Source organism: Nocardiopsis sp. TSRI0078, assembly GCF_001905145.1.
Classification (GTDB): domain Bacteria; phylum Actinomycetota; class Actinomycetes; order Streptosporangiales; family Streptosporangiaceae; genus Nocardiopsis.
Genome location: NZ_LWLB01000006.1, coordinates 93842 through 118771 on the forward strand (window position 1 = coordinate 93842; position 24930 = coordinate 118771).

The 24930-nt window shown below is 71.2% G+C and carries 26 protein-coding genes and 1 riboswitch; of the genes, 11 read left to right on the forward strand and 15 right to left on the reverse strand.

The window, feature by feature from the left end:
• The first annotated feature begins 236 nt into the window (after positions 1-236).
• From A6A08_RS07675 to A6A08_RS07685, 4 genes are all read left to right on the forward strand, one after another.
• Complete coding sequence (locus A6A08_RS07675) at positions 237-626, forward strand: GNAT family N-acetyltransferase (protein ID WP_274534013.1); 390 nt, start codon at positions 237-239, stop codon at positions 624-626.
• A gap of 219 nt (positions 627-845) precedes the next feature.
• Positions 846-1019, forward strand: a complete 174-nt coding sequence (locus tag A6A08_RS28165) for a hypothetical protein (RefSeq protein WP_199866871.1) — start codon at positions 846-848, stop codon at positions 1017-1019.
• Positions 1020-1310: 291 nt separating this feature from the next.
• Positions 1311-1778: a DUF4352 domain-containing protein gene (locus A6A08_RS07680; RefSeq protein WP_073701845.1), complete on the forward strand. Its 468-nt coding sequence runs from the start codon at positions 1311-1313 to the stop codon at positions 1776-1778.
• A 432-nt stretch (positions 1779-2210) separates the two neighbouring features.
• Positions 2211-2549 carry a tyrosine-type recombinase/integrase gene (locus tag A6A08_RS07685; protein ID WP_073701846.1) on the forward strand — a complete coding sequence of 113 codons (339 nt, stop codon included), beginning with the start codon at positions 2211-2213 and terminating at the stop codon, positions 2547-2549.
• A 50-nt stretch (positions 2550-2599) separates the two neighbouring features.
• Here the strand turns inward: A6A08_RS07685 and A6A08_RS07690 are convergent, their stop codons facing one another.
• From A6A08_RS07690 to A6A08_RS07700, 3 genes are all read right to left on the reverse strand, one after another.
• Positions 2600-3016 carry a nuclear transport factor 2 family protein gene (locus A6A08_RS07690; protein WP_073701847.1) on the reverse strand — a complete coding sequence of 139 codons (417 nt, stop codon included), beginning with the start codon at positions 3014-3016 and terminating at the stop codon, positions 2600-2602.
• A 69-nt stretch (positions 3017-3085) separates the two neighbouring features.
• Positions 3086-3451, reverse strand: a complete 366-nt coding sequence (locus tag A6A08_RS07695) for an SDR family oxidoreductase (RefSeq protein WP_073701848.1) — start codon at positions 3449-3451, stop codon at positions 3086-3088.
• A gap of 94 nt (positions 3452-3545) precedes the next feature.
• Positions 3546-3977 (reverse strand): Rrf2 family transcriptional regulator, encoded by a 432-nt coding sequence (locus A6A08_RS07700; RefSeq protein WP_073701849.1) that lies wholly within the window; start codon positions 3975-3977, stop codon positions 3546-3548.
• A 412-nt stretch (positions 3978-4389) separates the two neighbouring features.
• Here A6A08_RS07700 and A6A08_RS07705 point away from each other — a divergent pair, with 412 nt between their 5' ends.
• Both A6A08_RS07705 and A6A08_RS07710 read left to right on the forward strand, forming a co-directional pair.
• Positions 4390-4704, forward strand: coding sequence for a hypothetical protein (locus tag A6A08_RS07705; protein WP_143181709.1), 315 nt, complete (start codon positions 4390-4392; stop codon positions 4702-4704).
• A 233-nt stretch (positions 4705-4937) separates the two neighbouring features.
• Entirely contained in the window at positions 4938-5300 is a 363-nt protein-coding gene (locus A6A08_RS07710; protein ID WP_143181710.1) for a hypothetical protein, read from the forward strand.
• Between the two features lie 108 nt (positions 5301-5408).
• Here A6A08_RS07710 and A6A08_RS07715 read toward each other — a convergent pair whose 3' ends face one another.
• On the reverse strand, positions 5409-5690 hold the full coding sequence (locus A6A08_RS07715; protein WP_073701852.1) for a hypothetical protein: 282 nt from the start codon (positions 5688-5690) through the stop codon (positions 5409-5411).
• Positions 5690-6517 (reverse strand): hypothetical protein, encoded by an 828-nt coding sequence (locus A6A08_RS07720; protein ID WP_073701853.1) that lies wholly within the window; start codon positions 6515-6517, stop codon positions 5690-5692. The genes A6A08_RS07715 and A6A08_RS07720 overlap by 1 nt, the downstream gene beginning before the upstream one ends.
• 275 nt (positions 6518-6792) lie before the next feature.
• Here A6A08_RS07720 and A6A08_RS07725 point away from each other — a divergent pair, with 275 nt between their 5' ends.
• Together A6A08_RS07725 and A6A08_RS07730 are read left to right on the forward strand one after the other, a co-directional pair.
• Complete coding sequence (locus tag A6A08_RS07725; RefSeq protein WP_073701854.1) at positions 6793-7503, forward strand: hypothetical protein; 711 nt, start codon at positions 6793-6795, stop codon at positions 7501-7503.
• A gap of 21 nt (positions 7504-7524) precedes the next feature.
• Positions 7525-7734 (forward strand): hypothetical protein, encoded by a 210-nt coding sequence (locus tag A6A08_RS07730; protein ID WP_073701855.1) that lies wholly within the window; start codon positions 7525-7527, stop codon positions 7732-7734.
• A gap of 594 nt (positions 7735-8328) precedes the next feature.
• Here the strand turns inward: A6A08_RS07730 and A6A08_RS28635 are convergent.
• Positions 8329-8805, reverse strand: coding sequence for a hypothetical protein (locus A6A08_RS28635; protein WP_242422170.1), 477 nt, complete (start codon positions 8803-8805; stop codon positions 8329-8331).
• Between the two features lie 407 nt (positions 8806-9212).
• On the opposite strand from A6A08_RS28635, the gene A6A08_RS07745 reads away from it, so the two are divergent.
• Both A6A08_RS07745 and A6A08_RS07750 read left to right on the forward strand, forming a co-directional pair.
• The gene (locus A6A08_RS07745; protein WP_073701858.1) at positions 9213-10955 is read left to right on the forward strand and encodes an ABC transporter ATP-binding protein; all 1743 of its coding nucleotides are present in this window, start codon (positions 9213-9215) and stop codon (positions 10953-10955) included.
• Entirely contained in the window at positions 10952-12772 is a 1821-nt protein-coding gene (locus A6A08_RS07750; protein ID WP_073701859.1) for an ABC transporter ATP-binding protein, read from the forward strand. Before A6A08_RS07745 ends, A6A08_RS07750 begins: the two co-directional genes overlap by 4 nt.
• Before the next feature lie 497 nt (positions 12773-13269).
• On the opposite strand, the gene groL is transcribed toward A6A08_RS07750, so the two are convergent.
• The 6 genes from groL to thrC form a co-directional block, all read right to left on the reverse strand.
• Positions 13270-14901, reverse strand: a complete 1632-nt coding sequence (gene groL, locus A6A08_RS07760) for a chaperonin GroEL (protein WP_073701860.1) — start codon at positions 14899-14901, stop codon at positions 13270-13272.
• Between the two features lie 393 nt (positions 14902-15294).
• Complete coding sequence (locus A6A08_RS07765) at positions 15295-16104, reverse strand: ABC transporter permease (protein WP_073701861.1); 810 nt, start codon at positions 16102-16104, stop codon at positions 15295-15297.
• Entirely contained in the window at positions 16101-17072 is a 972-nt protein-coding gene (locus A6A08_RS07770; RefSeq protein WP_073701862.1) for an ATP-binding cassette domain-containing protein, read from the reverse strand. The genes A6A08_RS07765 and A6A08_RS07770 overlap by 4 nt, the downstream gene beginning before the upstream one ends.
• Before the next feature lie 152 nt (positions 17073-17224).
• Positions 17225-17800, reverse strand: coding sequence for a PadR family transcriptional regulator (locus tag A6A08_RS07775; protein WP_073701863.1), 576 nt, complete (start codon positions 17798-17800; stop codon positions 17225-17227).
• 252 nt (positions 17801-18052) lie between these two features.
• Positions 18053-18328 (reverse strand): ubiquitin-like small modifier protein 1, encoded by a 276-nt coding sequence (locus tag A6A08_RS07780; RefSeq protein ID WP_073701864.1) that lies wholly within the window; start codon positions 18326-18328, stop codon positions 18053-18055.
• A gap of 106 nt (positions 18329-18434) precedes the next feature.
• Positions 18435-19694, reverse strand: a complete 1260-nt coding sequence (thrC, locus tag A6A08_RS07785) for a threonine synthase (RefSeq protein WP_073701865.1) — start codon at positions 19692-19694, stop codon at positions 18435-18437.
• 13 nt (positions 19695-19707) lie between these two features.
• A riboswitch (SAM riboswitch) is annotated at positions 19708-19849 on the reverse strand.
• Positions 19850-20144: 295 nt separating this feature from the next.
• On the opposite strand from thrC, the gene A6A08_RS07790 reads away from it, so the two are divergent.
• Positions 20145-21581, forward strand: a complete 1437-nt coding sequence (locus A6A08_RS07790) for a trehalose-6-phosphate synthase (RefSeq protein WP_073701866.1) — start codon at positions 20145-20147, stop codon at positions 21579-21581.
• 135 nt (positions 21582-21716) lie between these two features.
• On the opposite strand, the gene A6A08_RS07795 is transcribed toward A6A08_RS07790, so the two are convergent.
• From A6A08_RS07795 to A6A08_RS07805, 3 genes are all read right to left on the reverse strand, one after another.
• A complete protein-coding gene (locus A6A08_RS07795; protein WP_073701867.1) occupies positions 21717-22325 on the reverse strand; it encodes a GrpB family protein in 609 nt (202 codons plus the stop codon).
• 359 nt (positions 22326-22684) lie between these two features.
• Positions 22685-23461 carry a class I SAM-dependent methyltransferase gene (locus A6A08_RS07800; RefSeq protein WP_073701868.1) on the reverse strand — a complete coding sequence of 259 codons (777 nt, stop codon included), beginning with the start codon at positions 23459-23461 and terminating at the stop codon, positions 22685-22687.
• A gap of 154 nt (positions 23462-23615) precedes the next feature.
• Positions 23616-24797, reverse strand: a complete 1182-nt coding sequence (locus A6A08_RS07805) for a S8 family serine peptidase (RefSeq protein WP_073701869.1) — start codon at positions 24795-24797, stop codon at positions 23616-23618.
• Positions 24798-24930: the final 133 nt, after the last annotated feature.

The following is a 24930-nucleotide window of genomic DNA, read 5'->3' on the forward strand; positions in this document are numbered from 1 at the left end:
TCACCCCGTCCGGGCCTCGTTACGCTACTGGCCACAGGTGTTGCGACGATCCCTAGAATTCGCCTTTCAGGGCGGGGCTTTCGTGTTTCCAGGGTTCCTACCTGGCGTGATACGCGTGCTATCCGTGCGAGAGGTAGCACGCGTGCGAGGACCCGCACGCCTCGCACCGCGCCGCCGGGGCCATCCTGGGGAGCATCCGCCCCGCCACCACCGCCGACCGGCCCGGCCTGCACGCCCTGGCCCTCGACGCCGAGGCCGTCTTCGCCCCGGACGGGGACGTGCTCCTGGTCGCGGAGGACGACAGCGGCGCCCCCGCCGGCTGGCTCGCGGGCACGTTCGACGGCGCCTACCCCGGGCCCGATGCCCCGGTGCGGCCGCCGCACGGCTACGTCCAGGCCGTCGTTGCCGACCCTGCCGCCCGCCGTGCGGGGGTCGGTCGGGCGCTCCTGGAGGCGTTCACCGCCACCGCCCGCGAGCACGGCCTGGAGTGGGTGTTCGCCGTCCCCGGCGAGGCGCCCGGGGTCGCGGGCCGGGTGGCGTGGTTGGCCGAGTCCGGGTTCACCCCCGTGGTCGACCCCGGCGAGCTGTGGCCGGTCATGGGCCGGTGGACCGAGCCCGGCCGGTAGGACTGCGGTCCTCCGCAGTTTCGCGCTTGTGCAGGTCAGCGCCCTGTCGCGTTCGGTTGGACGGTGGCCACGACGTCCGCGCCGAAGAGCTGCGGTGTTGCGCAGTCGTTCGCGCACGTGCGCAGGACCGCAGTCGGCGGCCCCGCGCTCGAAAGTGCGGAAGACCGCAGTTTCGCGTCCGTGCTGGTCAGCGGAGTGTCGTGCGGGTACACCTTCCTCATGGGCAGACGTACTGGGATGGACAAGGCGGCCGCCGCGCGGATCCAGTCCTCGGCCGCCCGCAACCCGCGCTCGGACTCGGCACGCTCGGGGTTCTCCTCCCGAGCCCAGTCGGTGGCCGACCGTCGCCGGGCCTCGCGCGAGGCCCGACGTAGGAGTGCACCGCAGCGCTGAACACAGGGGTTCCTCGCGGGAAAGTGCGCCGACCCCTGGCCCCTGCGGCGGTGCGCACCCGGTTGCACGTGGCCGGTGCTCCCGAACGCCCGACAACAGGACATGTGACCGGTGAGTAGCTACACCGGACCCTGTATCCCAGTGTCAGCGGCGACTGCTGTGCGAGAAGATGATGCGTATCATCCCCCGTTCGTACGGAGCCACGATGTCCGCACCACCCCCGCATCCCCCCAGAAGCGCATCCCTGTCCCTTGGGCCCTGGGATGCGGCTGTGGCGGGTTTGTCCTGGGCGTGATCACGATGCTCATCTTCACCCTGGCCACCCTTCCGCCTCTGCCGAGTGAGGAGTCCACGGGTACAACCGCCGAGCAGGACCCCGCGCCTCGACAAGGCGACTCCGAAGAGCCCTTCGACTATGCGGGATTCACCATCACCGTCGAGGAACTGGACCTGGATCCGGTCGAGGCCGCTGAGGAGCGGGTGATGGGCGGCACGGTTTTCGTTGTCCTGCGTTTGAAGGTAGAGAACTCCAGCCTGGAGCCACTTGAAGTCGAGCGGGAATGGTTTCAGCTCGTTGATGGCGAGGAAGCCCGCCACGCCTACGACTTGGGTATCGCGGGAGGTCTGAGCGTCGACGTCAACCCCGGCACCGACGTCGTGTTGGAAAACACCTACAAGGTTCCGGTAGACGCCGAGATCACCCACTTGTGGGTAGATGATGAGTACGTGGAAGACTCGCCGATCAGGGTGGATTTCTGACGAGATCGCCCTCGCGTGCGAGCGCTGAGCACTGTGGCCGAATGGTGTGGTTTAGGAAAAGCTTTTGGGGTGCCGCAGTCGCCAACTGCACGCCCCTGCACCTGTCGCTTCTCCAACGGAGAGGGGCCAAATGCGCCGACAAGGGGCAATGGCCTGACGTTCCCGCACGTCAGGAGGTAGACCAATCCAGCCGTGCGGAGTGGTCTAGCGATCCGGCGTGGTTCGTCCCGGTATCGACGAGTTCTGACCTCCGGTAACTGCTCTTATCCAGTGCGGTCAGACCGCCTCCGAGCTCCGCTGGAGAACCTCGTTGCCCCTTTCCGGCGTACTTGGCCCAGTTCTCCCGAAGCTACGGCGAGGGGCAAAGTAACCCGTGAGTAGCTTCGGGAGAACTGGGCCCACACCCAGGCCCGGGCCTCTCTGGAGGAGCTGCTGAACGAGCTCGGCCGCCCCGCCGCGGGTCCGCTCATCCGCAACCGCGACGGCGCCGGCCTGTCCACCCGGGCCGCAAACACGGTGGTCACCGCCCTGGGCGCTGCGGCCGGGATCGGGCCCGGGGACGACGGTGAGGCGTTCGGCCCGCACGTTTTGCGCCACACCTTCGGCACCAACCTGGTGCGCGGCCGCGGCGAGGTGGCCACCGCACCGGTCGACGTGGTGCTCGTGGCCGAACTGATGGGCCACGCGGACCTGAACACCACCCGCCGCTACATCCTGCCCAGCGAGGCGGACAAGACCCGCGAGTTGGAGGCGCTCACCACCGACCGGTGAGCGGTCGGAGGTCTACCGCTAAATCCTGTAGCAATCCTCCTCGACCCCCCTCAGTCGGCGTTGAACGCCTTCTCGACGGTCAGCGTGTCCTCGTACAGGTGCATGCGGACGATCTGGTTGTCCTCGACCACCAGGTGTATGGCCGCCGGTGTGGTGAACTCCTTCCCAGTGGCCACGACGGTGTGCGTCCAGACCGCCAGCAGTACGACGTCACCACCGTCGGCGATGACGCGCTCCAGCAAGACCTCGCTCCTGCCGTGCGCGAAGTGCGGCCACATCGTGGTGAAGTACGGCGCGACCTCCTCCCGGCGGGTACGGCGCCCGGCCCAAGACAGCGCGTCACTGCCGGGGACGTGCCAGTCGATTTCCTCGGCGAACAGTTCCTGGATGCCGTCGGGGTCTTGCCTGCCGAGGCGTTCCACGAACTTCTCGGCCACGGTCCGCGAGGTCTGAGTATCTGTTGCCATCGTCCTTGTCCTTGTCTTTTCGTTCGTATGAGGTGCGCCGCTCGGGCCTCAGCCCTGGAACAGTGGCGTCTAGAGCTGTGTGACGCCGCCGTCGACGAGCAGTTCCGCGCCGGTGGTGAAAGTGCTTTGGTCACCGGCCAGGTAGAGGGCGGTGGCGGCGACCTCGTCGGGGCGGCCGGCGCGACCGAGCGGGGTCAGCGGGGCGGGCTCGGCCCCGCCCGGGGTTTCGACAGGGCCGGGGCTGAGGGTGTTGACGCGGATTTCCCGGTCGGCCAGTTCCGCGGTCCAGGTGCGGGCGAGGCTGCGGATCGCGGCCTTGCGGTGCCCGGTCAGGTAGACGGTCGCGCCCTCGGCTGCGAAGCGGCGGGCGATCGCCAGTCCGATGCCGCTGGAGGCGCCGGTGACGAGGGCGGTCTTGTCGTCCAGCTGTCCCATGGGATTCTCCGATTTCTTGATGTAACAATTTTTGTTACATCTTTGAGTGCGGGGGGCGATCCCCCTGGGGTCAGGGGAGGTCGACGGTCCGGGGTCAGGCGGCTTTCAAGACGTCCCGCAGGACGTCCTCCAGTGTGGTCTTGGCCAGCTCCCTGCGCAGGGCGGCCTCCACGTCGTCGTACACGGCTGTCATCGCCGGCCCGATGCCGTGGCCCACGACGCATTCGGGGTTCGGTGTGGCGCGATGCAGGGCGAAGACCGGCCCCGGTTCGATCGCCTGGTAGACGTCGAGCAGGGTGATCGCCTCCAGGTCCCGCGCGAGCATCCAGCCCGCCCCCGCCCCCCGCCGTGAATCGGCCAGGCCGGCCTTGCTCAGCTTGGCCAGCAGGCGGCGGATCACCACCGGGTTGGTGTTGACGCTCGTCGCGATCTGCTCGGAGGTGGCGACCTCGTGGCCGCGCCGCTGATACAGCCCGATCCATGTCAGGGCGTGCGCCGCGATGGTCAGTCTGCTGTTGGCACTCACGTCGGCCTCCACCTCCTTTGCCCCGCAGTTCTGGTCGTAACAGTAATAGTTACCACCGCATGCGGCAAGTCGGCCGTCGAGGAGGATTGCTACAGCCGTTGGCGGCAGACCCCGCCCGAGGTCACGGCCCGGTCACGGCAGCCCCCGCGCGACGCTGCGTTGCTCGGGGGCTGCCTTGTGTCCACAGTCGTCAACTTGGGTTGTCTGACCGCCGATAAGGCGAATCGTCCTCCCGTCAATAGCCCGTGCGCGACCGCCTGCGGCCAGGACCGCGCCTGGCCCCGTGGACTGCGCGGCAGCACCGCGTCCGGTCATGGCCACACCTGGACGCCCATGGGGACCTTGGCTGCTCCGACCATGGCGCGGCACGCTGTCCTCGTCCTCTTTACCTTTGACACAAGGAGTTCTCGCCATGCTTGGGAAGACAACTTCAGTAATGGCCGCCAGTGCGCTGGCAGCGGCCGGGCTTCTGGCTTGGTCCGCTCCCGCCGCCGCAGCGACAGCTCCGCAGGCCGCTGCGGCGGTCCCCAACTGCGTTGACACCGACCTCGACGCCAGTGGGGTGGAGGACACCCTGACCGTGACCAACAACTGCAGCTACAGCGTGCGCGTCAAAGTCGTGCTCGCCTATGAGACCGATCTCCCCTGCGTCACGATTCGCTCTGGTGGCTCCCACTACTACGGCTGGTACTGGCCCGGCAGGTTCGACGGACTCGTGTCCTGCTAGTCCGACCTCGGCCACGGGCGGGGGCCACCGAGATACGTGTAAAAGCTGCCGCAGGCCGATGAACGATCACAGCACGAAGCCCCGCGCAACCAGACGTTGCGCGGGGCCGGTTTTTCATGCCCGCGTTGCGAGACGCTGCGTCTCACTACCGATAAGCCAGGGCTAGCGCGGCCTGCGCGTGCGGATCCCGGCAGGCGTGGCCGAGAACGCCGCTCAGGCGGCAGACTCGGCATATGCGACGAACCTGGGTGTGGATCCTCGTGGCCGTGGGAGCGGCCTCGCTGGCGGTGCTGGGCGCCTCCCTGGTACTGCCCTGGCTGGAGGAACTCTCCTGGGCCGCGGGGACCGGGTCCTTCGACTTGGCCGCCGCGGCCCTGGCCCTGGCCGATCCGTATCCCTTCGGCGTCGGCCAGCTCCTGGCGGCGGCGCAACGCGGCGGCCAGGTGCACGGCTTCCGGTTCGGAGACGTCGGGTGTGTCCTGGGGTGTCTGTCGGCTGGCGTTCAGGTTCCCCAGGATCGCGCAGTGGTCGGACGCTCGCGTGGTCTGGGACCGAGTACTGCAATACGGCATGACGTACCCACGTCACGCCTGTGACCTGCGGCGGTTTCAGATTCTCGCCCTCGCCTGAGGCGGCCCGGAACACAGAAAAGCCCCGCACCCTCCCGACGAACGGGGGAGTGCGGGGCTTCGCCGTGTCCGGGGTCAGTCGGGGTGCTCCGCCGCGTACAGCCGCACCCGCAGCCGGTCGGCCAGCTCGGTGATGCGGGCGCCGGCGGGGGTGTGCGGGGCGGCGGCCGCGGCCGCGTCCAGGACCTGGAGGACGTCCGTTGCCTCCTCCACGGTCAGCAGCGGCGGCACGCTCCCCGGGGCCAGGAGATCGTCCACGAGGTCGACGTGGGCGGGCGGGTCCGGGACGGCCTGGCGGATCCGGTCGCGGGCCGCGTGCAGCCCGCTGGACCCCAGACCTCCGCGCTGGCGCGGCATCAGGACTCCTGGGAGAGACGGTCGGTGTGCGCGGGCGCTGCCGGAATCCACGAGTCGCGGTAGCGGTCCGGGTCGGCGAGATGGTCGAGCAGGTGGTCCAGCACCTGGCGGCACACGCGTCGATAGCGTGGCGAGCCGACCACCGCGATCGCGGCCAGGCCGCCGTCATCCGTCGCGGTGGCGCAGCTCCACAGGCCCTCCTCGCGGGTGCGCCACAGGTAACCGGCCAGAACCCCGTCCACCAGGACCCGGTACATCCGCGCCGCGTCCACATCGAGGGCGTCCGCCTGCTCGACGGTGAGCAGCTCCAGGTGCACGCCCGCCTGCGGCGCGGGGGCGGGCACCCGCTCGTGCTCCTGGTCGTCGTCGGTGGAGGGCGGCTCGACCGCGTCGATGCGGGGGCGCCCCGGTTTGGCGTCGGGGATCGCGCCGGACCAGCGGGCGGCGGCGGACTGTCGGGTGATGCCCACCGCGTCCCCGAGGTCGGCGTAGGTGACGGGCGCCTCGCGGCGGTGCCCCGCCCGGATCGCGAGCATGGCGGCGTGCTCGGCCAGCTCCTCGCGCAGCACCTCGGCCGCCCGCAGGCGGGCCAGGTCGTCGGCGCGGGCCCGCTCGGGGGTGGCCTCCATCGCGCGGCCGGGTTCGGCGAAGGCGGCCGCGGGGTCCATGGCGTGCGCGGCGCGGCGCACGAGCAGGTGCAGTTCCATCTCGACGCGCGCGTCGGGGTCGGTGAGGGGGTCGCCGTCCAGGGCGCCAGCCTCGCGCGCATCGGCCAGCCAGAGGAGGGAAGAGGAGGTCTGGCCCTGGTACGCGACCTCGGCGTTCACTTTTCGGTTGCTTTCGGTTAAAGCTTTGCCAAGGAGTAGAGACAAGTAGAAATAATGTCAACCATGGGGCCACATGTGGTCACTGGTTAAGCTTCTTCTGTTGCGCACATGAGAGCTTAATTGCCGTTCACCAGAAAATACGATGCACATGACGCCAAGGCCGCGAAGTTGCGGTCACATGCGAACGCCCTTCGTGCATCTGCGGAGGTTGATACGGAGTACCTAATCTGTCACTTTCGGTGTTTCCTGGTAACTCTTAGGAAGATGATAGATTAATGAAATTCGGCGTATTTAAATTTTCCACGGTGCTCCTGGCACTGGTTTCGACCCTGCTGTACACCTCAGTCCCCGCTTCGGCGACGGCGACCAGCGAGTCGTCCGTGAGCGTGCTCTCCGCACCCAATCCACAAATGGCCATGGGTCAGCTGGCGAACACGACCGAGACCCTTGAGCAGGCGGAGCAGATCCAGGGGGAGGAGGCCGACTCCTACCTCGCGCAGGCTCGCGGTGAGGTCGAGGCCGTCGGCACACACGTGCAAGCAAAGGAGGGAGAGAGCGTTGCCTTCGCGGACGGACGCGTCTCCCGCCTGGACGATGGCACGACTCTCGCAGTCTTCCCGCTGGTAGGAGGTAGTCTCACCAGCAGTGCGCTGACCGTCTCCTTCTCCCCGGCCGGGGACGCCTACGTACACGAGATCCTCCTGCGCGAGATCAGCTCAACCTCCGGAAGCGTCGAATTCTGGTCCGGCGGAGAGAAGGTCGTCGACCAGGTGGTCGAGTCGAACATGCCCTCGACCCAGGGATGGTCTGAGTTCATCGACTGCCTGAACAGCTCGGGTGCGGCCTCCTGGGTGGTCACCGCAATTACCATTGCCTGTGCTGCTGCCTGTGCGGTCACGGCCGGGGCCGCATGTATCGCATGTATTGCTGCCGCTGCGGGTACGACTGGTGGCGTGGTCGGTTACTGCATCAACGAAGGATGGTAGAGGAGAGGAGGTGATTGGCAAATGAAGGATCGCCTCTCCCATTTCGGCTTCGCTGTTCTGGTGTCCTGTAGTGTTCTCTTCGCTGCGTATGCACCCTTCCAGTGGTCGGGAATTGTCGGCTATGCGGTCGCTGCAGCCGCCCTGATCATCTGGGCTTACTACGCAGGAGGAAAGTACCAGGAGCACAGAGCAAAGAAGCGGATGGCGATGAATTCGTCGCACTCCTCGTGAGGCTAAGCGCTCGGTAGTCACCAAGGAGTTACGGCGAACGCCAAGTCGCCTGCCCCGCCCGGAGAACCGGGCGGGGCTCTCGTGTTCCCTGGGCTTCCAACTGCCGTGATACGCGTATTGGCCTGGTGCTCCCGAAGCTACGGCGAGGGGCAAAGTAGCGGACGCTGCCAGCGATGTACCGGTGTGTCAGCCCACCGGTACACCGGTGTATTGGTGTGCCGGTCCACCGGCGCTGTAGGGGTGTTGGGCCTGGCCAGCCCGGTAGGGGAGCGAGGCGCCTCCTGGGCGCCCCGCAGGGCAGGGTCCGGCCTTCCCGGTGCGCCGGGCCCCGCCTCGGGGGCATCGCCGGGTCGTGCGCGGTTCTCCCCACGGAGACGTCCTACCTTTGCCGCCCCGCTGTGCGCGGCTCCCGCACCGGCACGGGCGTGACCGTTCCGTGATCTCCGGGGCGTTCTCCCGCCAACGGCTGTAGCTTTCCTCCTCGCCCCCTTTTGGCGAGACGTTGCGTCTCGGCTCCGGTGAGGCCCACTTGCCGGAGGCCAGAACCGGGCCAAACCAGCAGCGGACGAGCACATTCCGACGCCACGGCGGTGCTCACTCAGCACCCTCCATCTCTCGGGCCCGTTGCCGCCAGTGTTCGGCTTCCTGCACCCGCCCCGCCTTCCCCAGCGAGATCCCGAGGTTGACCATCGCGTTGGTGTGGTCCTGTTCGGCCAAGGAGCGCCAGGCTGCTCCGGTGATGTCGGCCCGTCCGGCACGGTAGGCCGTGACACCGATGGTGAAGCGGTCCTGGTCGGTGGCCATATCCAGGGCCGTGCGCCACACCGCTTCGGGCAGGGGGTCCTGAGTGGTGAGGTAATCGAAGGCCCGCCACCGGCGGCCTTCGTGGTCGGCGGGCACCAGCAGCACGGCTTGGCCACTGCGTGGTCGGGTGGCCCATGCCCAGGCCTGGTCGGTCTCCTCGGGCAGGGGCGGCGGGTGGGGCAGGTAAGCGGTGTGGGCGGTGTGGAGCTGTTCTCGGGTCAGTGGGCTCGACACCCCAGCCTGGGCCAGGCCCATCACTGCGGCCACCAGCGCGTACCCGCGTGGGTGGCCGCTGTCGGGACCGCTTTCCCAGGCCTGTTGCAGGTGGGGCCCGCGGCCAGCTGCTCAGCCACCCCGAAGCGCTCATCGGCGGCGGCCCGGACCAGGCGCTCATCGTCGCTGGCGCGGGCACGCTCACGCTCTTGCCGGCTCCAGTTACGCCGGACGGTGACCGGTGGGGTTTTGAGCGCCGCATAGCCCACCCCCTCGGCGGCAGGGGTGTGGTCGGTAGTGCTCGGGCGTAGAGCCTCCAGCCGTTCCCGGCGGATGGTGGCGGCCACCACCGCGCCGGCGGCACCTCCCGCCCGTGGACGGTTCCGGCCCGCGGACGGCTGCGGACGGCCGGCGGAAAATGGGTGGCCCCTCCGCGCCGCCCTGGTTACAGTCCGGAGACTGTGCGCACACTTCCCCAGCCCACCGGCGTTCCCGAACACCGGTCGGCCGACCGGTTCCTGTGGTGGCTCGCCCTGGGTGAGCGGCGCGCGCTGCTGTGGTCGGGGACGGCCACGGGCGCCTTCATGGTCACCGGCGTGCTCATCTCCGCCACGCTCGGCGCCGCACTCGACTCCGGGCTCGTCCGAGGGGACATGGGGGCCCTGCTCGGCTGGTCGGGCGTCCTCACCGCGCTGGTCGGGGCCGCCGTCGTGCTGGTCCCCGTCGCCCACCGCGCCGAGTGCTTCAACTGGTACGCCTCCGCCTACCGGACCATCCAGGCGGTCACGGAGCACTCCGTACGCATGGGACCCACGCTCACCCGGCGCCTGCCCTCGGGCGAGGTCGTGGCGGTGGGCACCGAGGACATCGACCGCATCGGCGGCTTCTACGAGCAGGCGGGGCAGATCCTGTCCTCCCTCGTGGCGGTGGCCGCGGTCAGCGCGCTGATGCTCACCTCGCACGCCGCGTTCGGCCTGGTCGTCCTGGTGGCGGTACCGCTCATCATGGCGGGGATGGTCCCCCTGCTGCGCCTGTTCTCCCAGCGGCAGGAGCACCAGCGCGACCGCCAGGCCGAACTCACCACCCTGGCCACCGACCTGGTGGCGGGCCTGCGCGTGCTGCGGGGTGTGGGCGGCGAGCGCACCGTGGACCACCGCTACCGGGCCGCCTCGCGAAGGGTCCGTGCCGCCGCCATGCGCGTGGGCTGGGCGGACGCCGCGCTGAACGCCGTGCGCGAACTCCTGCCGGGCCTGCTGCTGGTCGGGATCGTCTGGTACGGCGCGCGCCTGGCCCTGGCCGGGGAGATCACCGTCGGCCAGCTCGTCGCCTTCTACGGCTACACCGGCACGCTGTCCGCGACGGTGCGCCACCTGATGCACGCCCTGTCCCTGCTCGTCTCCGCCCGCGTGGCCGCGGGGCGCGTGGTGCGCGTGCTGGGCCTGGAGCACGACCACCCCGACCCCGGGCACCCCGAGCGGGAACCGGCCGGCCCCTGCGACCTGCACGACCCGGGCAGCGGCGTGACCGTCGCCGCACGGCGCGTCACGGGCGTGGTCTGCGCCGACCCCGCCGACGCCACCGCCGTCGCCGAGCGGCTGGGCCGCTACCGGGACGAGGAGGGCGCGGACGCGGTGCTCGTCGCCGGCTCCACGGGCCGGACCGTGCGCCTGCGGGACCTGCCCCGCGCATGGGTGCGCCGCCACGTCCTCGTCGCCTCCAACGACGCGCACCTGTTCTCCGGAACGCTGCGCGAGGAGCTGTCCCCGGACCACGGCGTCTCCGACGAGCGCCTCGCCGAGGTCGTGCGCGCCGCGCACGCCGACGACGTGGTGCGCCAGTCCGCAGCCGGACTGGACGCGCTGCTCACCGAGCGCGGCCGCGAGTACTCCGGCGGCCAGCAGCAGCGGCTCCGCCTGGCCCGCGCCCTGGCGCTGGACCCGGAGTTCCTGCTACTCGTGGAGCCCGCCTCGGCCGTGGACGCCCACTCCGAGGCCGCCATCGCCGCACGGCTGCCCGTGGAGCGCGCGGGCCGCACGACCGCCCTGGTCACCACCAGTCCCCTGCTGCTCGACCACACCGACCGCGTGCAGTACGTCGAGGAGGGCCGCCTCGTGGCCGAGGGCGTCCACCGGGAACTCCTCGCCACGTGCGACCGCTACGCCGCCACCGTCCTGCGCGCCGTCCCCACGGAGGGGAAGACATGACCCGGACCGCCGACCGCGCCGAGCCCGCCGGTACGGCCGGAGCACCGCGGGAGTACCACACGACCGGGCTGCCGGTCGCGTCCGTGCCCACCGCGTGGGCCCGACTGCGCCGCGCCGGGCGGGAGCACGGTGCCCAGTTCTCCGTCGTCGCGGCCCTGTACGGTCTGGCCGCGCTCATGGCGCTGGCCTCACCGTGGATCCTCGGCATGATCATCGACACCGTGCGGGCGGAGGGGGCCTCCTCGCGCATCGACGTGCTCGCCGCGCTGATCGTCGTGTCGCTGGTGCTGCACGCCGGGTTCACCCTGGCGTCCGTGGCGGCCTCGATCCGCTTCGGCGAGACCGTGCTGGCGGAGCTGCGCGAGGAGTTCGTGCGCGCGGTGCTCCGGCTTCCGCTGGGGGTGGTGGAACGCGCGGGCACGGGCGACCTCGTGGCGCGCACCGGTCGCGACATCGGCCACCTGAGCCACACCGTGCGCTTCTCGGTGCCGGTGATGGCGGTCAGCGCGGTGACCCTGGTGATCGTCGTCGCGGCGATGGCCGTCCTGCATCCGGCCCTGCTCCTGGCGTGGGCGCCGTCCCTGGTGGTGCTGTGGGTGTCCACGCGCTGGTACGCCCGCAGGGCGCCGAACGGGTACGTGCGTGAGCTGGCCACCTACTCGGATCTGACCCAGGGCGTGACCGACACCGTGGAGGGCGCGCACACGATCGAGGCGCTGGGTCGGCAGGCCCGCCAGATCGCGCTCAACGAGCGGCGGGTGGGCCGCGCCTACGCGGCGGAGCGGTACACGCTGTGGCTGCGGTGCGTCTGGTACCCGCCGCTGGAGGTCGGGTACATGTTCCCGATCGCCCTGACCTTCCTGGTGGCGGGACTGCTGTACGTGGACGGTTCGCTGAGCCTGGGGGAGATCGCCACGGCGGTCTTCCTCAGCAGGCAGATGGGGCGCCCGGTGGACCAGCTGCTGGACCAGGTGGACAGCCTGATGATGGGGTTCACGAGTCTGCGCAGGCTGCTGGGCGTGGAGCTCGCCGAGGAGCCCTCCGCGTCGGACGCGCCCTCCACCGGGAGGCCGGGGGAAGTCCGGTTGGAGGACGTGCGGTTCGCCTACACGGACGTGGAGGTGCTGCACGGGGTCGACCTCGTCCTGCGACCCGGGGAGCGCCTGGCCGTGGTGGGACCGAGCGGCGCGGGCAAGTCGACCCTGGGCAAGCTGGTCGCCGGTGTGCACCCGCCGACGTCGGGGAGCGTACGCGTGAGCGGGGTGTCCATGTCGGGGCTGGCTCCCGAGGCGCGGCGCGGACGGGCGATCATGCTGAGCCAGGAGAGCCACATGTTCCGGGGGACGGTCGCCGAGAACCTGGCGCTGGCGCTGGACCTGCCCGAGGGAGCCGCGGAGGTGGACCGGGGGCACCTGTGGGAGGCGCTGGCCGCCGTGGACGCCGACGACTGGGTGCGCTCGCTGCCCGACGGGCTGGACACCCGGGTGGGTTCGGGCAACGCCGCGCTGGACCCGGCCCGCGTGCAGCAGCTCGCCCTGGCCCGCGTGGTGCTGGCCGATCCCGACGTGCTGGTGCTGGACGAGGCGACCTCCCTGATGGACCCGCGCTCGGCCCGCCACCTGGAGCGCTCCCTGGCGGGGGTGCTGTCGGGCCGCACGGTGGTGGCCATCGCGCACCGGCTGCACACCGCGCACGACGCCGACCGGATCGCGGTGGTGGAGGACGGCCTGATCAGCGAGCTGGGCGGCCACGACGAGCTGACCGCCCGCGGGGGCTCCTACGCCTCCCTGTGGCGCGCCTGGCACGGCGAGGACTGACCTTCTCCCCGGCCGGACCCGGCGGGCCTCAGGCCGACCACTGGTCGGGGCCGGGGGACCCGGACGTGTCGAGCTCGACGTCGAAGGGCTCGGGCATGCGGGTCTTCTCGCCGAAGTCCACGGTCGTGGCGTGGTTGTACCGGCCGTTGCCCGGCTGCTCGTAGAGCGTGACCGAGGGCCCCGTCTCGTCCCAGGGCGTCGATCAGCAGGTAGTCCCATCGCGACGGCCCCACCGCCGGGGCGGCTTCCTGCACAGCCGGACTCATTTCGCCTCGCACCTTTCGAACAAGGCCGCGCTGACGCTCCGTGCGCCCGTCCGCCCGACACTTCGCGGACCAACTCCGGCTTTCCGCGAAGGACAGTGCCGACCTTGCCCGTTTGGCCTGGAAACAGCGAAACCGGGCGACCCCGAAGGGCCGCCCGGTCGTCGCGGGCGAGGTCGCGTATCCGGACCTCAGACGCCTGCGGGCCCGAGGGCCCGAGGTCGCACGGACCTGCTAGAAGTCCATGCCGCCCATGCCACCGGTCGGGTCGCCGGCGGGAGCGGCGGCCTTCTCCGGCTTCTCGGCGATGACGGCCTCGGTGGTCAGGAACAGACCAGCGATGGAGGCCGCGTTCTGCAGAGCGGAACGGGTGACCTTGGTCGGGTCGATGACGCCGTCCTTGAACAGGTCGGTGTACTCGCCGGTGGCGGCGTTCAGACCGAACCCGGGCTCCAGGTTCCGGACGCGCTCCGCCACGACGCCGCCCTCCAGGCCGGCGTTGACGGCGATCTGCTTGAGCGGCTCGGCGATGGCGCGGCGGACGATGTCGGCGCCGATGGCCTCGTCGCCCTCCAGGTCCAGCTTCTCGAACGCCGGGACGCTGGCCTGCAGCAGCGCGACGCCACCGCCGGGCAGGATGCCCTCCTCGACCGCGGCCTTGGCGTTGCGGACGGCGTCCTCGATGCGGTGCTTGCGCTCCTTGAGCTCCACCTCGGTGGCGGCACCGGCCTTGATGACGGCCACGCCGCCGGCCAGGCGGGCGAGACGCTCCTGGAGCTTCTCGCGGTCGTAGTCGGAGTCGGTGCGCTCGATCTCGTTGCGGATCTCGTTCACGCGACCGGCGATCGAGGCGGCGTCGCCGGCGCCGTCCACGATGGTGGTCTCGTCCTTGGTGACGACGACCTTGCGGGCGCGGCCGAGCATGTCCAGCTCGGTGCTCTCCAGCTTGAGGCCGACCTCCTCGGTGATGACCTGGCCGCCGGTCAGCACGGCGATATCGCCGAGCTGGGCCTTGCGGCGGTCACCGAAGCCCGGGGCCTTGACGGCGACGGACTTGAAGGTGCCGCGGATCTTGTTGACGACCAGCGTCTGGAGGGCGCCGCCCTCCAGGTCCTCGGCGATGACCATCAGCGGACGGCCGGCCTGCAGGACCTTCTCGACGATCGGCAGGAACTCGTTGTTGTTCGAGATCTTGGAGTTGACGATGAGGATGTAGGGGTCCTCAAGGACCGTCTCCATGCGCTCCAGGTCGGTGGCGAAGTAGGGCGAGATGTAGCCCTTGTCGAAGCGCATACCCTCGGCGAGCTCGAGCTCCAGCCCGAAGGTCTGGCCCTCCTCGACGGTGATGACGCCTTCCTTGCCGACCTTGTCCATCGCCTCGGCGATGGTCTCGCCGATCTGCGGGTCGCCGGCGGAGATCGAGGCGGTGGAGGCGATCTGCTCCTTCGTCTCGATGTCCTTGGAGAGGTGGCCGAGCTCCTCGTTGATGCGGGACACGGCGGTCTCGATGCCGCGCTTGAGACCGACCGGGTTGGCGCCGGCGGCGACGTTGCGCAGACCCTCGCGGACGAGCGCCTGGGCGAGCACGGTGGCGGTGGTGGTGCCGTCACCCGCGACGTCGTCGGTCTTCTTGGCGACCTCCTTGACCAGCTCGGCCCCGATCTTCTCCCAGGGGTCCTCGAGCTCGATCTCCTTGGCGATGGAGACACCGTCGTTGGTGATGGTGGGGGCGCCCCACTTCTTCTCCAGGACGACGTTGCGGCCCTTGGGGCCGAGCGTGACCTTGACGGCGTCAGCGAGCTGGTTCATGCCGCGCTCAAGGCCGCGACGGGCCTCCTCGTCGAACGCGATCAGTTTGGCTGCCATTGAGTTCTTGTCCTCCCGTGACCGGGCTGATACGCGATGGGACGAGGCGTGCGCCCGCGACGGACGACCGCGGAACTCCCGGCAACCCTGCTGCCGGACACCGCGGTCTCGCAGCCTCGCTCCGGTTAGCACTCAGTGAAGGCGAGTGCTAACCAGATCCATTTTTAGCACTCGACCCCCGAGAGTGCAAACGATGTGGTCACGATTTCCCCCGCACCCATTCCAGCATCTACCTGCACGAACACCACATGGAACCCCGGTTTTCCGCGCTCAGCGGACAGCGGACCGGGAGAACCGGGCCGAATCCGCCCGGCGGGGAGGCCGACGGGCTCCCCGCCGGCCTCCCCTCGGCACCGCGTGTCGACGGCCCCGGGCCGGGGTCCGGAGCCGGGATCAGGAGCTGAGGCGGCGCATCGCCCGCGAGCCCACCGTCAGCGCCGCGACGGCCAGCACGGCCGCCACCGCCCAGCCGATCGCGACCGGGGCGCCCCACTCACCGGCGAACAGCGCCCGCTCGGCGTCCACCACGTACGCCACCGGGTTGGCGCGCGAGAGCGCGTACAGCCACGAGGGCGCCAGTTCCATCGGCAGCAGCACGCCGGACAGCAGCATCAGCGGCATGATCACCGTCTGCAGGATCGGCGCGAACACGTACGTCTGCCTCACCGCCATGGCCGTCAGGTACGACAGTGTGGCCAGCCCGGTCCCCAGGACCGCGAGCAGGAGCAGTCCCACGACCGCGCCCGCGGCCGAGACGCGGAACCCGAACGGGATCACCATCACGATGACGAGCACCATCTGGAGCAGCATGGTCGCCACGTCGCGCAACACCCGGCCGAGCAGCAGCGACACCCGGCTCACCGGGGTGGCCAGCAGCCTCTCGTGCGCCCCGGAGGCCATCTCCGGCAGCAGCGCGAACCCGGAGAACCCGGCCGTGAACAGGGCCAGCATGACCAGCAGTCCGGGGACGAACCACTGCCACGGGCTCTCGCCCCGGGCTCCGGCCAGCCCCGTCAGCAGGGGCGCGAACAGCACCAGGTACAGCACCGGCTGCAGCATCCCGAAGCACAGCATCAGCGGCCTGTGCAGGATCGGCCGCATCTGGCGGGAGAAGACGGTCGCGGTGTCGCGCAGGAGGCTCGGCCCCCGCCAGGCCCTCCCGGCCGTCTCCACGGACCCTCCGGTCCCCTCGTGAACGCTCACGCCTCCTCCTCCCGCAGGCTGCGGCCGGTCAGGGTCAGGAACACGTCGTCCAGGGTGGGCCGCTGCACCCTGACCGTGAGCAGTGGGACTCCGGCGGAGTCCAGCGCGCGCAGCAGCTCGGGCAGCACCGCGTCCCCGCGCTCCACCCGCAGGCGCACCTCGGGGTCGCGCCCCACCGCCGTGACGACCTCCGCCGCCCCGGAGGTGAGCGTCCGCTCGGCGACCCCGGCGCCGGTGCGCGCGTGCTCCTCGTCCGGCACCGCGAAGGTGACCAGGTCCCCGGAGACCCTGCCCTTGAGCTCGTCGGCGGTGCCGTCGGCGATGACCCTGCCGTGGTCGATGACCAGGACCCGCTCGGCCATGTCGTCGGCCTCGTCGAGGTAGTGGGTGGTGAGCACGACCGTGGTGCCCAGCCGCTCGCGCAGCCTGGTGATGTGCTCCCACAGGTTGGCGCGGCTGTGCGGGTCGAGTCCGGTGGAGGGCTCGTCCAGGAACAGCAGTCCGGGTTCGTGGATGAGCCCCATCGCGATGTCGAGCCGCCGGCGCTGGCCGCCGGAGAGCTTGGCGGCCTCGCGGTCGGCGGCGCCGCCCAGCTCCAGCAGGTCGAGCAGCTCGTCCGCGCGGCGGCGCGCGGTGCGCCGGTCGAGCCCGTACAGCAGCCCCTGCGTGTACAGCTCCTCCCCCGCCCGCTGGTCGTCCCCGGCGCCGTGGCCCTGGCCGACGAAGCCGATCCCCCGCCGCACCTTCGCGGGGTCGGCGCGGACGTCGTGCCCGGCCACCACGGCCGTTCCCGAGGTGGGCTCCAGCAGTGTCGTGAGCATGCGCAGCGTGGTGGACTTCCCGGCCCCGTTGGGCCCGAGCAGGGCGACGAGTTCGCCCTCCGCGACGTCGATGTCGACACCGCGGACGGCCTCGACGACCTCCTTGCCGACCCGGAAGTTCCGGGTCAGCCCACGTGTGTGGATCATCCACTCCCCTTCCTATTCAAACTTGAACACGGAATGAGTGTGCACCACGCGGAGGGGATATTCAAACTTTAATAAGAGTAGCCTCCGGTCCGCCCGCGCGCGGACGGGTTCCCTCGCCGGTCAGCGGCCCGGGGCCGTCCGGCGGACGCCCCTCAGGGCTCCGCCGGCGGCAGCCCGAAGGCGTCGGGGCCGTCGTCGGCCATGGTGTACTCACCGGCCCGCAGGGAGGCGATGAGCTCGCGCGTCCACCGGACGTCGGCCTCGATCGTGCCCCTCCACAGGCGGAACAGCTCGCGCACGTGCCCCGGCTCGCCCCAGTCCTCGGAGGGGAGCAGGTCACCGCTGGTCTTCTCCAGCAGCTCCAGCCGCCGGCGCAGCAGGTCGACGGCCTCGGCGCGCGGCAGCGAGGTCATCAGGGTGATGGCCGCGAACAGCATCGCGGGGTCGTCCCTGCGGGTCAGCCCGCGGCGCAGGAGGCGGTGGATCTCCTCGACGCCGTCCTCGGTGATCGCGTAGGAGGTGCGGTCGACCACCTCGTCGCCCTCGGCGACGAACTCGCGCAGCTTGCCCTCCTGGGAGAGCTTGCGCAGGGCGTGGTAGATGGAACCCCACTTGACGTTGGCCCACTCCTCGGCGCCCCAGGACAGGAGCGCACGGCCCACCCGGTACCCGTGGGCCTGCCCCTCCATGCGCACCACACCCAGGACCAACAGCCGCGTCGCCGACATCTCCACCCTCGTTCAACCGCAGATCCCACCAGCCTACGAGGATCGGCGGGGCGCACCGGTGCGCCTGCCCGGGCGGCCACCGCCGCGGCCTCCGGAGGTACCGGGCGGCGGGCGGCCGGATCCGGGCACCCACGGGCACACGCCAGGGACCACGGGTCCGGACCGCACGGGACCCTCGGCGGACGGAGGAGGGGCGGCCCCGCGCCCCCTTCCGGGACCGGAGCCGCCCCTCGCACGGGCATGCGGGGCTCATCAGCCCCCGGCGACCGCCGGGATGATGGAGATCTTGGCGCCGTCGGCGATCTCGGTCTGCAGGCCCTTCTCGAAGCGCACGTCCTCGTCGCCGACGTAGACGTTGACGAAGCGGCGCACCTTGCCGTTGTCGTCGAGGATGCGGGCGCGGATGCCGGGGTGGTTGGCCTCCAGGTCGTCGAGGACCTCGGCGAGGGTGCCGCCCTTGGCGGTCACCTCGGCGGCGTCGTCGGTGTAGGTGCGCAGGATGGTGGGCACGCGGACGCTGGCGGTCATGGCGGACTTCCTTCTGGTGGGAGACTGCGGAGCTGCTGGCCGGTCCGGGCGGCGGCGGGCCGGATTCGCCGGCCGACCGGTGGAACCGGGTTCTGTACGGTCCGCCCTAGGCGAGGCCGGCGCCGGTGAAGGCGCTCAGGGACGGCTTGATGGTGGCGGTCACCCCGGCGTCGACGGCGTTCAGGGTCTTGAGCCCGTCACCGGTGTTGAGCACCACGGTCTCGGCCTTGGGGTCGAGCCTGCCCTCGCGGACCAGCTTGCGCAGGACACCGGTGGTGACGCCGCCCGCGGTCTCGGCGAAGATGCCCTCGGTGCGGGCGAGGAGCTTGATGGAGTCGACGACCTCGTCGTCGCCCACGTGCTCCACCGAACCGCCCGTGCGCTGGGCGATGTCCAGCACGTACGGGCCGTCGGCCGGGTTGCCGATGGCCAGCGACTTGGCGATGGTGTCGGGCTTGACCGGCTGGATGACGTCGATGCCCTTCTCCCAGGCCTGCGCCACCGGGGAGCAGCCCGTGGCCTGGGCGCCGAAGATCCTGTACGGGCGGTCCTCCACCAGGCCGAGCTTGACGAGCTCCTGGAAGCCCTTGTCGATCTTGGTGAGCTGGGAGCCGGACGCGATCGGGATGACGATCTGCTCGGGCAGGCGCCAGCCGAGCTGCTCGGCGATCTCGTAGGCCAGCGTCTTGGAGCCCTCGCCGTAGTAGGGGCGCAGGTTCACGTTGACGAAGCCCCAGCCCTCGCCGACCGGGTCGCCGATGAGCTCGGAGCAGAAGCGGTTGACGTCGTCGTAGTTGCCGTCGATGGCCACGACCTTGCCGCCGTAGACGGCGGCCATGACCACCTTGGCCTCCTCCAGCCCCGCGGGGATGAACACGCAGGACTCGAACCCGGCGCGCGCGGCGGCGGCGCCGACCGCGCCGGCCAGGTTGCCGGTGGAGGAGCAGGACAGGGTGGTGAACCCGAAGGTGCGCGCGGCCTCCACGGCGATGGCGACCACGCGGTCCTTGAAGGAGTGCGTGGGGTTGCCGGAGTCGTCCTTGACGTGGAGGGAGTCCAGGCCCAGCTCGGCGGCGAGGCGGTCGGCCCTCACCAGCGGGGTCAGGCCGGGGGCCATGTTGGGCAGCTCGGCGACGTTGGCCGGGACGGGGAGCAGGGAGCGGTAGCGCCAGATGCTCTTGGGGCCGCTCTCGATGTCCGCGCGGGTCACGGCCTGGAAGTCGTAGGCGACCTCCAGGGGGCCGAAGCAGGCCTCACAGGCGAACCGGGGGGTGAGCTCGTAGCGCTCGCCGCACTCGCGACAGGAGAGCGCGGTACCGGGTCCGAAGGAGCGGACGGAGGTGGGTTCGGTGGCGGCAATCGCCATGGCGAGGCGTCTCCCCTCATCTTTCCTGGCGGACACCTTGTCCCCAGGCCGGAGTTGGCACCTGCCCCAGCTGCCTCGCGGGTTCGCGAGCGTCGCACGCTGGGATGGTTGCCGGGGCTTCGCAGGGCCGGTCCCTCCACCCCTCTGGATGAGCAATATGAAGTTGTGGGCGGGTCCTGGCGGATCCGCACCGTCACTGTAACGGACCCGTTGACCGGTTTTCCATGCCTGGTGACCTGTACAACACGAACGGACTCACATGGTGAGACGGCCCCGGTCGGGAGGGTCCGGACACACGTGCGGTGCCTCGCGTCTGTGACGTGTGCCCCGGTTGGCCTGCGACGGGTTTGGGGCGGGTGTCGACAGGCGAGACCTAGGGTGCGCCCCGCGCCGGGCGTGCCCCGCCCGACCCCGCCCGAGCCCAGCCGTACCATCCGAGAGGACGACCACGTGGACAAGGCACAGATCCTCATCGCCTCCAACAGGGGACCCGTGTCCTTCTCGACCGCCGACGACGGCTCCCTGGAGCACCGGCGCGGTGGAGGCGGCCTGGTCTCGGGGATGATCTCGGTGGCCACCGAGATCGACAGCATCTGGGTGTGCGCCGCGCTGTCGGACGCCGACCGGCGGGCCGCGGAGGAGGCGCCGCAGGCGCGCCTGGACCGCGTCCACGACCTGGGCGGCATGCGGGTCCACATGCTCGACATCCCTCAGCGGACCTTCGACGGCGCCTACACCGGGGTGGCCAACTCGACCCTGTGGTTCGTGCAGCACATGCTGTACGACACCCCCAACAAGCCCTCCTTCGGCTCGCACTTCCGGCGGATGTGGGAGGACTACACCGCCTACAACAACGCGTTCGCCGAGGCCCTGGTGACCGGCGCGGCCGAGGGCGCCCGCGTGGCCGTGCAGGACTACCACCTGGCACTGGTGCCGCGCATCCTGCGCACCCGCCGCCCCGACCTGCGGATCGCGCACTTCTCGCACACCCCGTGGGCGCCCCCGGAGTACTTCCGGATGCTGCCCGGGCAGGTCGCGCGCGACCTTCTGGAGGGCATGCTGGGCGCGGACCGGCTGGGCTTCCTGAGCCCCCGGTGGGCGGACGCGTTCCTGCGCTGCTGCGCGGACATCCTGCGCGCGGACGTGGACTTCCAGAACCGCACCGTGGAGTACGGCGGCCGGATCGTCGGGGTGGGCGTGCACGCCCTGGGCGCGGACGCGGAGGTGCTGCGCGAGAGCGCCGCCGAACCGGCCGTGGCCGAGCGCCGGGACACCCTGCGGGAGGCCGTCGGCGACACCAGGCTCATCGTGCGGGTGGACCGCACGGAGCTGTCCAAGAACATCGTGCGCGGCCTGGAGGCGTACCGGGAGCTGCTGACCGCCCATCCGGAGTGGCGGGGCCGGGTGACGCACCTGGCGTTCGCCTACCCGAGCCGGGGGGACGTGCCGGAGTACCGCGAGTACACCGACGCGGTGCTGCGGACCGCCAAGGAGATCAACGCGGAGTTCGCGACCGCCGAGTGGACCCCGCTGATCCTGGAGGTCAACGACGACTACCCGCGTTCGCTGGCGTCCTTCCAGATGGCCGACGTGCTGCTGGTGAACCCGATCCGGGACGGCATGAACCTGGTGGCCAAGGAGGGCCCGGTGCTGTCGGAGCGGGACTCGGTGCTGGTGCTCTCGCGCGAGGCGGGCGCCGCGGACGAGCTGGGCGAGCACGCGCTGCTGGTCAACCCCTACGACACCGTGGAGACCGCGGAGGCGCTGCACAGGGCGCTGTCGATGCCGGAGGAGGAGCGGCGCGAGCGCAGGGAGCGCCTGGCGGAGGCGGCGGTCGCGCTGCCGCCGCGGCGGTGGTTCCAGGACCAGCTGCGCTCGCTGGGCTGATCCGGCCCGGCGCGCTCGGGGCCCCTCGGGACCGGTGCGGTCGGATCCGGGTCCGCGCGGCCCGGCACACGGGTCCGGGGGCGGGGCGCGCCCGCCCGTCCCGGGACCCGGCACGCACCCCGGCCGCCGCGGGGGTCAGTCCCCGGCCGTGTCCTGCCCGGCGTCCCTCCCGTCGGCCTCGGCCAGGAGCCGCCCCACGATGTCGGACTTGGCGTCGGCGTAGTCCTGGATGCGTTCCCAGGTGCGTCCGGCCAGTTCGCGTTTGACCGCGGCGTAGCGCTCGCGCGCGTCGGCGTCGTCGATGAGGAGGTCCCGGAAGCGGCGCATCCGCTCCGCCTCTTCACAGCCCTCGCCGAACACGTGCAGGTTGAGGTTGACCTCGGAGCCCTTGAACACGCGGTGCTCGTACCAGTCGGGCTCCCTGATCACGAGGGAGTAGCCGGCGGCCTCGAGGTCGGGCATGTAGGCGGGCTCGTCCGAGGAGTCGGCGACGACCAGCAGGAGGTCGACGCAGGGTTTGGCGATGAGGCCGGGCACCGCGGTGGAACCGACGTGTTCGAAGAGCAGGACGCGGTCACCGAGGGCGGCACGGACCCTTCCGGCCTCGCGTTCGAAGAGGTAGGGCCACTTGGTGTCGTACTCGACGAGGCGGACGCGTCCGTCGACGAGGTTGCGGAACTCGGGTGCGGTTCCGGTCCGCGGCTCACCTCGTGAGGGCAGGGAGGACACTTCAAGGGGTGACATTCTCCAAAGCCTTGTCCCCCGTGCGTGCCCGCGTCAAGACCGTCCGCCGTTCCTTACATATGCACGTGCGCCCGTAACATGACTGTTCGTGGAGCGCCCGTGACGTGCGGCGACCACGCACCGTGTCCGGTTCCGGCCGCGGGCCCGCCGTACGGCAGGCGCGGCCGACGCGCCGGCCGGTGTTCCTCAGGGCCTTTCCGCCTCGCTCCGGTCCGTGTCCGGGCGCCCCAGGAGCGGAAAACCCCGGCGCCTACGGCGAAGCCGCCCGTCTCCCCGCGCACCCGTCCGCGCCACCTCCGAGGCCCCGCGAGCGCCCGGACAACCCCCAGGGGCGAAAAGAGCCGGTTCGAGGGCGGGCCCTACTCGGGGACCGAGACCACCAGGATCAGTGAGCCCTCCAGCGCGGGCAGTTCGCGCAGGTGCCCGAAGCGGCGGTCCCAGGTGCCGTCGGCCAGGTCGCGGGACAGGTGCGCGGTGAAGCGCTCGTGCACCGCCTCGTCCACGAGGCTCCACGCCGAGCACGACAGGCGTGCGCCCTCCTCCAGGAGCCCCTCCGGCCTGCCGTAGTAGGCCTCGTTGAACCCGTCGGAGCAGTCCAGGGGCACGGGGAGCGGTACGACGGTGGCGGTACCGCCCAGGCCCGCGGCCACGTCGCCGACGGCGGGGTAGCGCCGGGCCTCGGTGTCCAGGACCTCGGGCGCGTACTCGTTGAGCCAGAAGTCGCGCACCAGGTCCGGATCGCAGGTCAGCACCGCGACGGGCCCTGTGGTGACCCGCCGGGCCTCGGCCAGGCCCGCCGCGGGGTCGCGCCACTGGTGGACGCTGAACGTGGTCATGGCGGCGTCGAAGGACCGGTCGGGGAAGGGCAGGCTCTCGGCGGTGGCGTCGACCGCCGCGGGCAGTGCGTCCGGCCGCTTGGCGCGCATGCCGGCGGAGGGCTCCACCGGGGTGACCTCCCGGTCGAGGGGCTCGTAGGATCCCGCGCCGGCGCCGATGTTGAGGACCGTGCGCGCGTCGCCGAGGGCCGCGTGCACCGCGGCCGCGATCCTCGGGTCGGGACGGCGGTGGTCGGTGTAGGTACGGGAGATGGCCCCGTAGTCGGCGTCGCCGGCGCTGCCGTCGGCCGTTCGTCCCATGCGCGCTCCGCTTCCGGTCGGGGCGCGCGGGGGCGGCGGCGCCCGGTCGCGACGACGCTATCCGTGCGCCGGGGCCGGACACCAGTGCCTTCCCCGCCTTCTCCCGGGCCCGCCCCGGGCGGGGGACCGCGGCGGCGTTCGACCTCGGCCCGGTCTACCTGCCCCGGGTCCTGCGGCGGCGACCGCCCTTCTTGCGCCGGCTGGCGGGCGGGGCCTCGGCGGCGCGCTCGGCGGCGATCCTCTCGTCCTCCTCCTGGCGCTCGGCCTCCACGCCGTAGGGGTCGGCGGTGGAGCGGCGCACCCACAGGACCACCAGGAGGACGCCGAGGAGCAGGACGGCGCCGACGGCGGCGAACCACGCCCACACCGGCACGGCCCCCGCCGGCCCGCCCTCGTCGACGAGGTCCTGGTCGATCATCGGGTCGCTCTGGGCAGCGCTGGTGGCCTGCTCCTGCGCGGAGGGCACGTGCAGGGCGGGCAGGCCCTCGGGCCCCGAGCGGGAGCCCTCCACGAGCGCGTCACGGATCTGGTCGGGGCGCAGGTGCGGGTGGTCGGAGCGCAGCAGGGCGGCGGCGCCGGCGACCATGGCGGCGGCGTAGGGGGCGCCGGTCACCTCGGTCTGGCCCACCTCCGCGTTCGCGGTCGTCAGGTCCGCGCCGGGGGCGGTCAGCATGACCGACCCGGTCTCGGGGGAGTCCGGGACGAGTTCGCCGTTCTCGTCCGTCCCGGCGACGGTGAGCACGTTGGGGTCCTCCTGGCCCCCGGCCGGCCCGACGACCAGCGAGCCGTTGTCGACCGCCTCCTGGGTGGCGTCGGTCAGGTCGGCGGCCCCGCCGGTCTCGGGCAGCAGGATGACCTGGGCGTCCTCCTGTGAGGCGAAGCGCACGGCCTCTGGCATCCGGTCCCCGGTGGGCAGCACGAGCAGGGAGGCCTCGGGCGCCACACCGAGCACGCCGCCGTCGGCGTCCAGACCGTGCCCGTGGGCCGCGGCCAGGGCGGCCGTGGCGTTGCCCGCCCCGACGTCGCCGTCGTTGGCGCCGAACTCCGTGACCAGCCGGACGTTGTCGACCAGGTCCGGGTGCTCCTCGTTGACGGAGGCTCCGGGGAGCGCGATCGTGACGCCCTGGCCCTGGGTGTCCTCCCACAGTTCCTGGGCGGCGATGGACTGCAGTCCCCACTGCTCGGGCCGGAAGTCGGGCACCAGGTCGGCCGAGGCCGGAGCCGCCGCCAGGCCGAGGACGACCGCGGTGGCGGTGGTGCCGGCCGCCCAGGCCGCGGCGGTCCCGCCACGGGTGTGGCGTGTGTGTGTCCTGTTACGGCTGTTGCCCCCGAGCACGTCAGGCTCCCTCGAACGATGCGGTCGACGTTCCACGCGGCCCCACGGACCCCCGCAATTCTGTCATGAGCACAGGTTTCAGGCGTGGACAAGTGGCTTGGGGGTAGGAAACGTAACTGTATCCCTGGTGCCA

Excerpts from the sequence above, each read along its gene's own strand:
- A6A08_RS28165 (WP_199866871.1), top strand. The coding sequence starts at position 846 with ATGGGCAGACGTACTGGGATGGACAAGGCGGCCGCCGCGCGGATCCAG.
- A6A08_RS07690 (WP_073701847.1), bottom strand. The coding sequence starts at position 3,016 with ATGGCAACAGATACTCAGACCTCGCGGACCGTGGCCGAGAAGTTCGTG.
- A6A08_RS07695 (WP_073701848.1), bottom strand. The coding sequence starts at position 3,451 with ATGGGACAGCTGGACGACAAGACCGCCCTCGTCACCGGCGCCTCCAGC.
- A6A08_RS07705 (WP_143181709.1), top strand. The coding sequence starts at position 4,390 with ATGCTTGGGAAGACAACTTCAGTAATGGCCGCCAGTGCGCTGGCAGCG.
- A6A08_RS07710 (WP_143181710.1), top strand. The coding sequence starts at position 4,938 with ATGCGACGAACCTGGGTGTGGATCCTCGTGGCCGTGGGAGCGGCCTCG.
- A6A08_RS07715 (WP_073701852.1), bottom strand. The coding sequence starts at position 5,690 with ATGCCGCGCCAGCGCGGAGGTCTGGGGTCCAGCGGGCTGCACGCGGCC.
- A6A08_RS07725 (WP_073701854.1), top strand. The coding sequence starts at position 6,793 with ATGAAATTCGGCGTATTTAAATTTTCCACGGTGCTCCTGGCACTGGTT.
- A6A08_RS07730 (WP_073701855.1), top strand. The coding sequence starts at position 7,525 with ATGAAGGATCGCCTCTCCCATTTCGGCTTCGCTGTTCTGGTGTCCTGT.
- A6A08_RS07750 (WP_073701859.1), top strand. The coding sequence starts at position 10,952 with ATGACCCGGACCGCCGACCGCGCCGAGCCCGCCGGTACGGCCGGAGCA.
- groL (WP_073701860.1), bottom strand. The coding sequence starts at position 14,901 with ATGGCAGCCAAACTGATCGCGTTCGACGAGGAGGCCCGTCGCGGCCTT.
- A6A08_RS07770 (WP_073701862.1), bottom strand. The coding sequence starts at position 17,072 with ATGATCCACACACGTGGGCTGACCCGGAACTTCCGGGTCGGCAAGGAG.
- A6A08_RS07775 (WP_073701863.1), bottom strand. The coding sequence starts at position 17,800 with ATGTCGGCGACGCGGCTGTTGGTCCTGGGTGTGGTGCGCATGGAGGGG.
- A6A08_RS07780 (WP_073701864.1), bottom strand. The coding sequence starts at position 18,328 with ATGACCGCCAGCGTCCGCGTGCCCACCATCCTGCGCACCTACACCGAC.
- thrC (WP_073701865.1), bottom strand. The coding sequence starts at position 19,694 with ATGGCGATTGCCGCCACCGAACCCACCTCCGTCCGCTCCTTCGGACCC.
- A6A08_RS07795 (WP_073701867.1), bottom strand. The coding sequence starts at position 22,325 with ATGTCACCCCTTGAAGTGTCCTCCCTGCCCTCACGAGGTGAGCCGCGG.
- A6A08_RS07800 (WP_073701868.1), bottom strand. The coding sequence starts at position 23,461 with ATGGGACGAACGGCCGACGGCAGCGCCGGCGACGCCGACTACGGGGCC.